General features: G+C 58.6%; 9 protein-coding genes and 6 pseudogenes. 8 read left to right on the top strand and 7 right to left on the bottom strand.

What is annotated here, in order from left to right; translation table 11 throughout:
- Positions 1-28 precede the first annotated feature (28 nt).
- Positions 29-331 (top strand): DUF4193 domain-containing protein, encoded by a 303-nt coding sequence (locus MUBE_RS08025; RefSeq protein ID WP_116540136.1) that lies wholly within the window; start codon positions 29-31, stop codon positions 329-331.
- A 4-nt stretch (positions 332-335) separates the two neighbouring features.
- Here MUBE_RS08025 and MUBE_RS08020 read toward each other — a convergent pair whose 3' ends face one another.
- Entirely contained in the window at positions 336-821 is a 486-nt protein-coding gene (locus tag MUBE_RS08020) for a DUF3093 domain-containing protein (protein WP_116540135.1), read from the bottom strand.
- A 25-nt stretch (positions 822-846) separates the two neighbouring features.
- Here MUBE_RS08020 and dut point away from each other — a divergent pair, with 25 nt between their 5' ends.
- Both dut and MUBE_RS08010 read left to right on the top strand, forming a co-directional pair.
- Positions 847-1311, top strand: coding sequence for a dUTP diphosphatase (dut, locus tag MUBE_RS08015; protein ID WP_116540134.1), 465 nt, complete (start codon positions 847-849; stop codon positions 1309-1311).
- Positions 1312-1357: 46 nt separating this feature from the next.
- A complete protein-coding gene (locus tag MUBE_RS08010; RefSeq protein ID WP_116540133.1) occupies positions 1358-2125 on the top strand; it encodes a DUF3710 domain-containing protein in 768 nt (255 codons plus the stop codon).
- Between the two features lie 45 nt (positions 2126-2170).
- Here the strand turns inward: MUBE_RS08010 and MUBE_RS08005 are convergent, their stop codons facing one another.
- Complete coding sequence (locus MUBE_RS08005; RefSeq protein ID WP_116540132.1) at positions 2171-2869, bottom strand: alpha/beta hydrolase; 699 nt, start codon at positions 2867-2869, stop codon at positions 2171-2173.
- A 105-nt stretch (positions 2870-2974) separates the two neighbouring features.
- Between MUBE_RS08005 and MUBE_RS17755 the strand changes: the two are divergent.
- Positions 2975-3320: pseudogene (locus MUBE_RS17755) on the top strand (OB-fold nucleic acid binding domain-containing protein).
- Between the two features lie 165 nt (positions 3321-3485).
- Positions 3486-4091 (top strand): annotated as a pseudogene (locus MUBE_RS07995) (DUF3159 domain-containing protein).
- A gap of 8 nt (positions 4092-4099) precedes the next feature.
- Here MUBE_RS07995 and MUBE_RS07990 read toward each other — a convergent pair.
- A pseudogene (locus tag MUBE_RS07990) lies at positions 4100-4435 on the bottom strand (NAD-binding protein); the annotation flags it as partial.
- 119 nt (positions 4436-4554) lie between these two features.
- Positions 4555-5177: pseudogene (locus tag MUBE_RS07985) on the bottom strand (NAD-binding protein); the annotation flags it as partial.
- 141 nt (positions 5178-5318) lie between these two features.
- On the opposite strand from MUBE_RS07985, the gene MUBE_RS07980 reads away from it, so the two are divergent.
- Positions 5319-7313: an APC family permease gene (locus tag MUBE_RS07980; protein WP_116540131.1), complete on the top strand. Its 1995-nt coding sequence runs from the start codon at positions 5319-5321 to the stop codon at positions 7311-7313.
- Between the two features lie 1236 nt (positions 7314-8549).
- On the opposite strand, the pseudogene MUBE_RS19410 reads toward MUBE_RS07980, so the two are convergent.
- A pseudogene (locus tag MUBE_RS19410) lies at positions 8550-8790 on the bottom strand (MarR family transcriptional regulator); the annotation flags it as partial.
- A gap of 150 nt (positions 8791-8940) precedes the next feature.
- Between MUBE_RS19410 and MUBE_RS17745 the strand changes: the two are divergent.
- Positions 8941-9425: pseudogene (locus MUBE_RS17745) on the top strand (ABC transporter permease); the annotation flags it as partial.
- A gap of 21 nt (positions 9426-9446) precedes the next feature.
- Here MUBE_RS17745 and MUBE_RS07960 read toward each other — a convergent pair.
- Together MUBE_RS07960 and MUBE_RS07955 are read right to left on the bottom strand one after the other, a co-directional pair.
- Positions 9447-10733 (bottom strand): ArsB/NhaD family transporter, encoded by a 1287-nt coding sequence (locus MUBE_RS07960; protein WP_116540129.1) that lies wholly within the window; start codon positions 10731-10733, stop codon positions 9447-9449.
- Positions 10734-10785: 52 nt separating this feature from the next.
- Positions 10786-11229: a CBS domain-containing protein gene (locus tag MUBE_RS07955; protein WP_116540128.1), complete on the bottom strand. Its 444-nt coding sequence runs from the start codon at positions 11227-11229 to the stop codon at positions 10786-10788.
- Between the two features lie 189 nt (positions 11230-11418).
- On the opposite strand from MUBE_RS07955, the gene MUBE_RS07950 reads away from it, so the two are divergent.
- The coding region (locus MUBE_RS07950) for a 1-deoxy-D-xylulose-5-phosphate synthase N-terminal domain-containing protein (RefSeq protein ID WP_243632934.1) at positions 11419-12066 on the top strand (648 nt) is incomplete at its 3' end.

Raw genomic sequence — 12066 nt, 5'->3', positions numbered from 1 at the left:
TTATAAGGGCATATGAGGGGAATAGGACATGCCTACCGACTATGATGCTCCGCGGCGGACCGAGACTGACGACGTCTCAGAGGACTCGCTGGAGGAGCTGAAAGCACGACGGCACGAGGCGGCGTCGGCGGTGGTCGACGTCGACGAATCCGAATCTGCTGAATCTTTCGAGCTGCCTGGAGCTGATCTTTCTGGCGAGGAGTTGTCGGTCCGCGTTATGCCTAAGCAGCCCGACGAGTTCACCTGTTCAAGCTGCTTCTTGGTACAGCACCGCAGCCGGCTAGCCAGTGAGAAGGACGGCGTCATGATTTGCACTGACTGTGCGGCCTGATCGGTCAGCTGCGTAACGCCGACAGCACTCGCTCCGGGTGACGGCAACTTACCAGCCAGTAGGGTGTCGGGTCATCTGGGTCATCGAGCACGACCAGAATCATCGGTCCAACCCACGCCCGGTGCAGCACATAAGCCGCTGGGTCGAGCTGGCGGCCCAACGCTGCCGATTTGGCCGAGTGCGGGACGTCAGCTGTCCGGGCGATCGCGGTGACGGGCAGGTGCGCGTCTCCTGCCCATAGTTCGGTGTTGTCCCCAACGGCAGCATCCGCGGTTACTTGGATCTCAACCCGGCTCAACCATAGCAATGTCCCGGCCGCCGCTGTGAACAGTGTTGCGAACGGTAGCCAACCGGGTAGTGAGGCAACACCTAAGTTGACTTCGAACGCGATGAGCGCCGCCAGTGTGAAGGCCAACGGCCACCACCACCATGGCACCCACAATCGCTCACGATATCGTACGCTGTGCGGTGCGACACGGGTACCAGGCACGAGGTCAAGGGTAGTCTGTGGCCCCGTGTTGACCAGTCTGACCGTTGTTCGTCTCGACCCCGGGCTCCCGCTCCCTAGCCGGGCCCATGACGGCGATGCCGGGGTTGATCTCTACAGTGCCGAAGGTATCGAGCTGGTACCCGGGCAACGTGCCTTGGTGCAGACGGGTTTGGCGGTCGCCATCCCTTTCGGAATGGTTGGATTGGTCCACCCGCGTTCAGGATTGGCCGCGCAGGTGGGGCTTTCCATAGTCAACAGTCCGGGCACCATCGATTCGGGCTACCGCGGCGAGATCAAGGTCACGCTGATTAACTTGGATCCAGTGGAGCCCATCGTGGTCCATCGCGGTGACCGTATCGCCCAATTACTCGTGCAGCGGGTTGAGTTGGTTGAGCTGGTTGAGGTCTCGTCGTTTGACGAGACCGGGCTGGCCGAGACGTCCCGTGGCGATAGCGGTCACGGTTCCTCCGGAGGGCATGCGAGTTTGTGACCGCCGACGACGATGTAGAGCGAAGCGATAGGGAGGAGCGGCGATTATGGCCGCATTCGGTAGACGCACAGGCAAAGACGGCAAAGACGACGCGAGCCGTGCGTTGACCGAATCCGTAGAACCAAAAGATACTGGGCTGCCAGCGGCCAACGGGCCTGACTTCGAAGAGTTGGACGAGCTGGAGGGCCCGTTCGACATCGACGACTTCGAGGATCCTGCGGTCGCTGAGCTAGCTCGACTCGATCTGGGCTCGGTGCTGATTCCTGTGCCGGAAGGGGGTCAGCTGCAGGTCGAGCTCACCGATGCTGGGGTGCCGAACGCGGTGTGGATTGTCACACCTAACGGTCGTTTCACCATCGCCGCCTATGCGGCCCCTAAGACGGGTGGTCTATGGCGTGAGGTGGCCAATGAACTTGCAGACTCGCTGCGCAACGACTCTGCCAAAGTCACTATTAAAGACGGTCCGTGGGGGCGAGAAGTGGTTGGTACCGTCACTGGCGTGGTACGCTTCATCGGAATCGATGGCTACCGGTGGATGATCCGCTGTGTGGTGAATGGTCCGCTGGAGACTATCGATGTGTTGAGCGAGGAGGCCCGCGCAGCGTTAGCGGATACCGTTGTTCGTCGTGGCGATACGCCCCTGCCGGTGCGGACGCCGTTGCCAGTGCAGCTGCCTGAGCCCATGGCTGTGCAGCTGCGTGAGGCCGCTGCAGCGCAACAAGCTGACGCGCAACGGCAATCACGAGCGCCGGTTCCACGCCGCGGTGCCGCAGGATCGGCGATGCAGCAGTTGCGTAGCACGACGGGCGGCTAATCCCACTTCTTCACGTTCCGATTCCCCGTGCACATTGTCGCTGGATTAGGTGAGTGCGAGGGCGGCCAGGCAGGCAGCACCCAGTGCGGCGGTGTTTGTGCCAATCTGGTTGAGCGTCACCGTCTGCAATGCGGCGTGTGGCGCGGCAGTCACCCAATCTACACCAACCTGCAGCGGGTGGATCGGATCATCGACCGCGGCGGCTACCCCCAGTGGCGCGGCTAACTGGGCCAGCTCTGCGCAGCTCGGTGCGACGTATGCCGCTGCTTCCTCCATAGCTTTGGGCAGCCGTGGCCACTGTCTGCGCCACGAGCGGGCCAGTTCGTCGGCCAACCAAGGTGGGCTTGATGCCCGCAGCTGCGTCGTGGTCGCTGCCAGGTCATCGCGACATAACTGCGATGCCGAATATCGTGCCGCGAGGGCAGCTGGCGCTGATCCTGGTGGTCCGGTCCAGGCTGGCAGCGCGGCCAGTACGGCGACGGCGAGCTCGGGATGAGCAAGCGCCCACGCGGCAGCCACCGCTGCACCGATCGAGATACCGCCGACACCGATCGGACCTGCGCACGCAGCCTCGTCCAAAGCGGACAGATAGCCGTCGATCAGCCGGTCTGGCTGGGGTGGCGGCGTCAGCACGACCGCGCCGACCCGGTGTAGTGGTCCTGAAAATGCCCGATAGACGTAGTCGTCGTCGGATCCGGTGCCAGGCAACAACACGGTTGTAACATCACGTAAATTGATAGCCACCCCTTGATATTGCCCGGTTGTGGTGCCGGGGAACCAACAGGTCTACGGTGGCCGTTGGCACAGATGGAAAGGTTGATATCTGGATGGCCAGTGTCAAGGATGGCCATGAGGGCCCCAGATTATCTGTGCCGGCTGCCCCGTCAGTTGACGAAGGACCTGGAGCAACGCGATTCTGAGGAGTTATCTGACTGAGGTAATTAGCGTTCGGCGCCCAATGTGAGATTGATTGTCGTCGTGGCCAGGAGGTCATCATGGTGGGTACGCTGCAGTAACATTGGAAACCAACGGCAAAGGATGCGCTGGCGGGGCCCACGCCGAATTGTTCTCCGGTAGTGACACCTTCCACGCTGGTGTGGTTGGGTCAGAATCGGATCCCGGCATAGACTCGAGGTGGATGCTGTGGGTACGGGGTCGGCTACCTCAGTTTAACAACGGGGGCAAGGCCATCTAAAATCCGTGTTACGAAGTTCAATGGTGACGGCTGCCAGCGATTCAAAAGTACGGACGCTATCCACACCGCCGCTGCACTCGTGTGTATCGCGTGTTCGCTAGCCGCGCCGGCCCGGAGCACGTGCTGGCGCAGTTCAGGTAGGCTGGGGTGGCCAGATCTTAATTTATTTTGTCGCTGCCTGTGGTGACTTTTTTGATGGTTTCCAGCGTGTCTGGTTCGCTACCTGCGATCAAAAGCGCACTGGATGTGGCTGTGCTGGTCGTGTTTTGGGGGTTGATTTGCCGGGAATCGATGCAGCCGGCAATCTCCGGATTCTTTGGGTCGTGGTATGTGTTGATCGTCTACATCGTGAGGGAGTCCAAGGGTGATTTCCTGCTGGGCATCTGGATGTCGTTGCTGCGGGTGGTGGTCTTCGCGGTGTCGATCCTTAATTTGTTGGCCCCTGGTCGCCTACCTCTGGAGCTGGGCCAGTAAGCGTGATGTGAGGTGCGCTGTACGGTATACGCGTTCGACATCGCCACGCTCGGCTAGGTTTTGGTGTTCGGCACCCGCTTCGTGGTTCAGCGGTATCTCTATGATGCCGACCAGACTAGTTGACTGAGGGCGGTGCGGATCGGGATGGTCCCACCGCCGACCGCGATGGCTGCACTAGTGACGTATGCGACAATCAAGGCAGTTCAGTCTGCCATATTGCCCACCGGCGACGTTGCTGACAGTGCGACAGCCAGACCCGCTGGTGTCGAGCTGGAAACCAACACTGGCCGTGACTAGTTGCCGGGCAGGGCGATCTCGATCAGCGAGGTCAGCATACGCGGGGTCAACACCGCTCTATTCACACCTCAGGTGTCGGTAACAGCTATTCGTTGCGAGGATCGCTGACTCGGGCTATCGTCCAGGGTACCGCGAATTCGGTTTTGGCCAAGAGGCTTAGGACTACATTGACCTTGTCATCGCCGGTCGTGGCGACGACAACATCGGAACCCTCGAGATGTACCGACTCGAACAGACTCAGCTTGCATGTGTCGCCTAGCCACCAGTGCAAGGCGGGGTATGTCGTTGATTTCGACATGGGCGGCGTTGTGCTCTATCGGGTTCACATCGTGACTGTTCCCCACGAGTTCACAGGTGACCGAGTAGCTAACAGCGCTGGCCTCGGCGGGCTACTTCCATTCGAACCATTCCTCAACCCTAGCCACACTGGCTGGAATGCGTGCCTTAACCTCCATAGCCCTGTACCCACCTTGAGGTCTTCACTGGATGGCAAGGCCGCGATGGTTACCATTTCGGCAGCGCGACCGGCTATCGCGGCGATGTAGACTTGATCGCCGGCCTGGATACCGATTTTAGATTCCGGCGACACACTGGCTCCGAACCGTATCAAGAAGGCTACGCGAGCGCCGGTAGTCTGGTGCCCCATCCAGTTCTCGTGCAACATGACTTCGGCGACGGTGACGGTACCGGTTGGATCACGTCGTTTAGCGATCTAGGTCTCTCGGGTAAGCGCGTTGAGCAGGCGATCGGTGGTCCAGGGCGCGGTGGCGATTGTGGGGATGCCAAAGTGTTCTAGGCTTCAGCGTGCTTGGCGTCGTAGATGTGGGCAACCACTCGCTTCATACCGAAGGTCTCCCGAGCCAACTACGTCGAGATGATGTTGGAATTGTCGCCTGAGGACACTGCGGCGAACGCGCCGGCCTCCTCGATGCCCGCCCGAAATAGAACATTGCGGTCTAACTCCTAGCCCAACACCCGTTCGTCGACGAACTCCGAGCTGAGCCGTTTGGAGGCGGGGCTTTGGAGATCGATCACCGCGACGTCGTGATCGATCCGGAATAGGCGGCCAGCCAGCGAAGACCTCACCCGCCTCTAGAGGTCCTCTTGGCTGATTCTTGCGCATCTTGACCAATAGACAACCCGGGTTGGCCAGCCGATTTCGGTCCGGGCCATTCCCGTCTAATAGAACACTACCGCCAAACCCAGGTAGGCTTACTCTTGGCTTTCGTGTATAAACTTTCAACTGCCGCGCGACGCTTGCTCATTGGTCGGCCGTTTCGCAGTGATCGGCTGAGTCACACGTTGTTGCCTAAGCGGATCGCATTGCCGGTCTTCGCTTCTGATGCGATCTCCTCGGTGGCCTATGCTCCCGAGGAAATCTTTTTGATGCTCTCGGTGGCTGGTGTGGCGGCGTACTCGTTAACCCCATGGATAGGTCTAGCGGTGGCTGCGGTGATGCTGGTTGTGGTGGCCAGCTATCGGCAGAACGTGTATGCCTACTCGTCGGGCGGTGGCGACTACGAGGTAGTGGCTGCCAACCTCGGTGACACGGCCGGCCTCACGGTGGCGAGTGCTCTAATGGTGGATTACCTACTCACTGTGGCCGTGTCGACGGCGTCGGCAATGTCGAACATTGGTTCTGCCGTACCGTTCGTGGCCGCACACAAGGTGTGGTTCTGTGTGGCCGCGATCCTGATGATGATGGCCTTGAACCTGCGTGGGGTTCGTGAATCCGGGGTGGCATTCGCTATCCCGACCTACGCGTTCATCGTGGGAGTTTCGATCATGATCGGCTGGGGACTGTTCCGGATCTTTGTGTTGGGTGATCCGTTGCAGGCTGAATCGGCCGGTTTCGAGATGCGTGCCGCGCACGGTGACGTCGTCGGTTTCGCGTTGGTGTTTCTGGTGGCTCGATCGTTCTCCTCGGGCTGTGCAGCGCTGACCGGTGTTGAGGCGATCAGCAATGGGGTACCGGCTTTTCAGAAACCCAAGTCGCGCAACGCGGCAACGACCCTGCTGATGCTGGGCGCAATCGCGGTAAGTTTGCTGATTGGCATCATCGTGTTAGCTCGGCAGGTCGGGGTCAAGCTGGTGGAGGATCCTGAAACGCAGCTCGGTGGTGTACCAGCAGGCTATCTGCAGAAGACTCTAGTCACACAGCTAGCGGAGACAGTATTTGGCAGCTTCCGGATAGGGTTTCTGCTCATCGCCATCGTTACTGCTCTGATCTTGGTGTTGGCGGCAAACACTGCTTTTAACGGCTTCCCGGTCCTTGGTTCGGTACTGGCACAACACAGCTATCTTCCCCGCCAACTGTATAATCGCGGAGATCGCCTGGCATTTTCCAACGGAATCCTGTTTTTGTCGGTAGCGGCCCTCTTGGCTATTATTGCGTTCCGCGCTGAGTTGACCGTGCTGATCCAGTTGTACATTGTCGGTGTGTTCATATCGCTCACGCTGAGCCAAATCGGCATGGTCCGGCACTGGAACCGATTGCTGTGCGCCGAGACTGATGCTATGGTCTGTCGTCAGATGATGCGTTCGCGGGCGGTCAACACGGTCGGTTTCCTATCCACCGGTGCAGTTCTTCTGGTCGTGTTGTTCACCAAATTCCTTGCCGGTGCGTGGATCGCGATAGTTGCGATGGGTTTGTTGCTCATCCTCATGAAGTTTATCCGCAAGCACTACGACAACGTTAACCGAGAGCTTGAGGAGCAAGCCACTGCCCAAGATGACGTGATGTTGCCCAGCCGCAATCACGCCCTGGTGCTAGTGTCGAAGTTGCACTTGCCGACCCTGCGTGCACTGGCCTACGCGCGGGTGACTCGTCCAGATGCGCTTGAGGCGATTACAGTGAGCGTAGATGACGTGGAAACCCGTGCGCTGGTACGTACTTGGCAGGACAGCAACGTCAGTGTGCCGCTCAAGGTTATTGCGTCGCCGTATCGCGAGATCACCCGTCCTGTACTCGAATACGTCAAACGAGTCAGCAAAGAGTCGCGGCGCACTGTGGTGACGGTATTCATCCCGGAGTATGTGGTAGGCCGTTGGTGGGAGCAGTTGCTGCACAATCAGAGTGCGCTGCGGCTCAAGAGCAGGTTGTTGTTCATGCCCGGAGTTATGGTGACTTCGGTTCCTTGGCAATTGAATTCGTCGGAGCGTGTCAGGGCGCTGCAATTGCACGCGGCTTCAGGAGATACTCGTCGTGGAATATTCGAGTGAGCACCAAACCGGCTACCCATGATGGGAAACCCGAGGCGCCGATATCATCTGCTGTCGGAGCACTGATGCTGGTCACCGGTGCCCTCGCGAACGACGGCAGCTGTGTTGCACGCCACGAAGGTCGGGTTGTATTCGTCCGCTACGTATGCTCGGTGAATGAGTATGGGTGTGAGGCACCGTTGACCGCGGCTCTAAATATTGGCACGCAGAAGTTGTCGAGGTGATTGAGTCGTCGGCGAATCGAACCACGTCGTTGTACCCGATCACTGGGGCGAACGGCACCGGGTTCGGCTAGACGTCGGGCCGGACTGTCGTCCGAGTTTTGACCGAATAGTATAGGGCAAAACTGGTGACCGATTCGAGCTGTGCACACTTACCGGCTGGAATGGTGGATGGGTTGGCCGACATCGACTGGTCGCCCACAACTAAGCCGCACCGATGCGGTCGACGACGTACAGCGCGCTATGTGGTGTGCACGGTGCGAGAGGGGCCACATATAACGCAACCAGAAACGTGACCAAGGCGACCGAGGGTAACTATCACGCGGTGCAGTGGGTAGGTCAACGTAGCTGGTGGGTGCCGGTGGCGGTTTTTGGGAGGTGCACCGGGATGCGACGGCGGTCTACAGCAATCTGGTCTTTGACTGAGCACAGCCTGGCTTCAGCATATTTATAGGGTGGCGCAGGAGTTTTCGCTGCGGTGCTAGCTTATTATGCTGTCGAGTACTCCTGATGGGTGTTTGGCCGTCGACACCGCGCCTAACACCTCGGCGCTCGCCGCCCGCGTTGGCCTATCTGCCGCAGGTGGACGTCATGGCCCGATTTGGTCAGACGGGAGCTGGTGGTATAACAAGCCGGCGCCGCTATAGCGGTGTTGGCTCCGTCGCAGCCAGGCACAGGACGCGATGATGTCGACTTATTGATTGCAACCGAGGTCCTGTGAGTGGTGCATGTCGGTTGTGAGAATGCATCTTTCGCTCGTGGTATCGGGCTTTACTGTTGTCATGGTTACGTCGTCAAGAAGATCAAGTTCTTTGATGCGTTCCCACTGAACCATCACATCGAATGCGTCGCATTGTTGACCTGTTAGGTCACTAAGAAGCCTGCTGCCACCAGTGTTACAGCAGTACTGGGATCTAGCCCGGTAGAAATGCGTAGAGGTCGTGCATCTAGGCCAGTCGGTCTCGGGCAACGCTGCCCAGCTCTTAGTTGCGGTGATCCCGTCCTCGGCGGTCTACATGGTCGAGATCACGAAGTTTTGATTGGTGAACAAGACCGCCCAGGCGTCGTCGCGCAGCCGGTAGTGGTCTCGACGACTACCCGGGGTGAGCACGCATTCGGCCAGGCTGACCGAGGTGAACATCTTGAGTGAGTCGGAAACGGCGCCCGAATGTGCCTGCAGTCGTTTCGCCGATTCCCTCAATGATTATGGTGGTTTGTGCGGTGAACAGCGGAGCTGCAAGCGCGTACATAATCATACACTGCAGCCCATGCTTAGTGAGCACGAGTGTGAGCTCTTTGGCGGCCTAGTGTAGATCGTTGTGCTTGGCCACCGCACTTTCTGTTGTCATCGTGTGAGTGAGAAATTCTTTGTCCGTACTGTCCGCTTATCCTGACTATGCATCAGCATCAGCATCGGTGCGTTGGTGGCATTACTGACACTAGACGAAGTCGACGCTGGTACCTTGATTGCGCTGTGGGTTGCCCTGGTCTCGTTGAGAGTGTTTTTGCCTATCGGGCAGTTGCTGTGCTTGTGGTGACCACGGTCTATATCGTCGCGACGATATCATTCAGTGGTCTGCTGAGACCCGGCCTGGTTCTGATCGGACTGCTGTCCAGTCTGTCGACTGTGGTGACCCTGCTGATAATCATCGTCATGGCCAGCAACAAAGTTCAGAGTGTAGCTATGGTACGCGCGCTTGGCATGCTGATCATGGGACTGCCCTGCTTGCCGTGGTTTATCAATTCCGGTTGAAACCTCGCCTTTGGTATCCTGCGAGTTTTACTTGGCCTCCAAGGCGTTCTGGGTGGCCTGGGCTATTTAGTATATTGGCCTTATCTGGCTGTTGGCTTTGGCTGCGACTCCGGTGCTGTTTTGGCGATTTCACGCTAAGCTCAACCTGAGCAACCGAGCTCAGCTCATCACCAGATAACGCAGCCACAAGCAGATCCCCGCGAGAGCGGTCGAGACCATAGTGACCACAATGCCTTTGCGGGTGAATTCCCAGAATGAGATGAGAGCTCCTGTCCGCTTAGCGATTCCGATCATAACGACGTTGGCACTGGCGCCAACCGCGGTAAGGTTGCCGCCGAAGTCGGCGCCTAGCGCCAGCGCCCACCACAGGGTGTCGGTGTGGCTTTGATTCGGCATGGCCGCGACCAGCTCCGATACAATGGGCGTCATTGTGGCCACGTAAGGAATGTTGTCTATGATGCCAGACACCAGAGCTGAGACACCGAGGATTAGGGCGACGGTGAGTAACTCGTGGCCACCGGTCAAGGTAGTCGCTGCCCGCGCCAGCTGGTTGACTACACCGGTCTTCACCAAAGCCCCGACCATGATGAACAAGCCTGCGAAAAACAGCAATGTGTCCCACTCGACGCTGGATAGGTAATCGGACCGCTCCAGGTCGGCGATCAGGATCAAGACGCCGGCGCCCAGCATCGCCACCAGTGACGGCTCGATGTGTAGCACCGGATGGGCGATGAAAGCTACGAATACCAGTAACAAAACAACGCCGCATTTGATGAGCAGCCCGCGATCGCGGATTGCTTCACGCTCGTCCAGTGACATGATGTCGGCGACTCGGTCGGGGTCGATTGCGAACGGGCCGAACAAGCGGGGTACCAGAGCAACGAAGGCAGTCATTACAATGAGCACAACCGGCGCTAGATGGATCAGGAAATCGTTGAACGACAACCCCGCCCGACTGGCAATGATGATGTTGGGTGGGTCGCCGACCAAGGTTGCTGCGCCGCCGATGTTGGAGGCAAAAACTTCGGCCATCAGAAATGGTGCTGCGTTGATCGTCAACCGATCACATACCAACAGTGTGACCGGAGCGATCAACAACACCGTGGTGACGTTGTCCAACAGAGCCGATGCCGTGCCGGTTACCAGCACCAGCAGGATCATGATGCGCAGTGGGGAGCCATACGTACGCTTGGCGGCCCAGATTGCAATGTATTCGAAGATACCGGTTTGGCGCAACATGCCGACGATGATCATCATTCCCAACAGTAAAAAGATTACGTCCCAATCGATTCCGGTCTCATGCGAGTAGAAGACGTCTTCGGAATTGATAATCGGCAAGGTGACTACGATCGCCGCTCCCGCCAGGGCCACCAGTGTCTTGTTAAAGCGATCATGAGATATCAGTGCGTAGGTCACCGCAAACACGGTGACCACAACGGCACTCATCGAGCTTCCTGCGCTGCTGTCCGCAGGCGACTTGTCACTGCATTGGTCGGGATCAATGTCTCAGCGCCGCCCCTAGTAGGCGTGACGCTGTGATAACACCGAGTAACCGTCCGTCTTTGACCACGGCAAGCAGTAGACTTCGCAGCCGCGACATGGTAGCAGCTACCTCGATGATGGTGTCGTCGGCATTGACCGGAGGGACGTCAACGAGATGTTCCGGCAACACGTCGCGGACCTTCTTGCCGCTCAACTTTTCCGCAGCCCGGTCGGCTGTCGATTCGTTGAGAACACCAGCCAGTGAGGGATCATCCTGCACATACCGGGGCACAATGAATCGCACCACCTGGGATGCGGGCAGAACCGCGTAGGGCTTGCCAGACGTGTCGGTGACCAAGAGTCCAGGCAAGCTGTGCTCCGCAAGCATGCGAGCAGCGTCTAACGCACTTGAATCGATGCTGATTGCCGGAAAGTCCTCGGCGATGTCCTCGGCGCGCATGTGCTGACAATACGTCTGTGTGGTTCGTTAGTTGTGGGCTACATTGAGGCTCACATCATACTCCAGGGTTGCAGGACTCTGGCTGCCGACCCGACTTCTCGGCTCACCGCAGGCTGACGCTACCAGAGAGGTGGTTCGGCTATCCGCTTAGCGGGGCTCATCCTTACGTTACCTGCGTACACTAACGGAATGTTGGAACAGATCCGCGGGCCCGTTGATTTGCAGGGTCTTTCCCGGAGGCAGCTACGGGATCTGGCTTCTGAGATCCGTGAATTCCTTATCTACAAAGTGGCGGCCACCGGGGGTCATCTGGGGTCGAACCTGGGTGTCGTCGAGCTCACGCTGGCGCTGCACCGGGTGTTCGACTCACCTCATGATCCGATCATCTTCGATACCGGTCACCAAGCGTACGTCCACAAAATGTTGACGGGTCGCTGTCAGAACTTCGACAGCCTGCGTAAAAAGGCCGGGTTGTCGGGGTACCCGTCTCGCGCCGAGAGCGAACACGATTGGGTGGAGTCCAGCCATGCTAGTGCTGCGTTATCGTATGCCGACGGTCTGGCCAAGGCATTTGAGCTGGCTGGACATCGCAACCGACATGTGGTCGCAGTGGTTGGTGACGGGGCGCTTACCGGCGGCATGTGTTGGGAAGCGTTGAACAACATCGCGGCAACGCCGCGTCCGGTGGTCATCGTGGTCAATGATAATGGTCGCAGCTATGCGCCTACGATTGGTGGTGTCGCCGACCATCTCGCCACGCTGCGGCTGCAGCCAGGCTATGAGCAGTTACTCGAGAASGGCCGTGATGGACTGCGCTCGCTGCCGTTGGTCGGCCAG

It is taken from the genome of Mycobacterium uberis, from assembly GCF_003408705.1.
Classification (GTDB): Bacteria; Actinomycetota; Actinomycetes; order Mycobacteriales; family Mycobacteriaceae; genus Mycobacterium; species Mycobacterium uberis.
Note: the sequence above shows the minus strand (reverse complement) of the source record. Positions and strands in the feature narration are given on the sequence as shown.

Coding starts and splice junctions, on each gene's coding strand:
- MUBE_RS08010 (WP_116540133.1), top strand. CDS start 1,358: ATGGCCGCATTCGGTAGACGCACAGGCAAAGACGGCAAAGACGACGCG.
- MUBE_RS08025 (WP_116540136.1), top strand. CDS start 29: ATGCCTACCGACTATGATGCTCCGCGGCGGACCGAGACTGACGACGTC.
- MUBE_RS07960 (WP_116540129.1), bottom strand. CDS start 10,733: ATGAGTGCCGTTGTGGTCACCGTGTTTGCGGTGACCTACGCACTGATA.
- MUBE_RS07955 (WP_116540128.1), bottom strand. CDS start 11,229: ATGCGCGCCGAGGACATCGCCGAGGACTTTCCGGCAATCAGCATCGAT.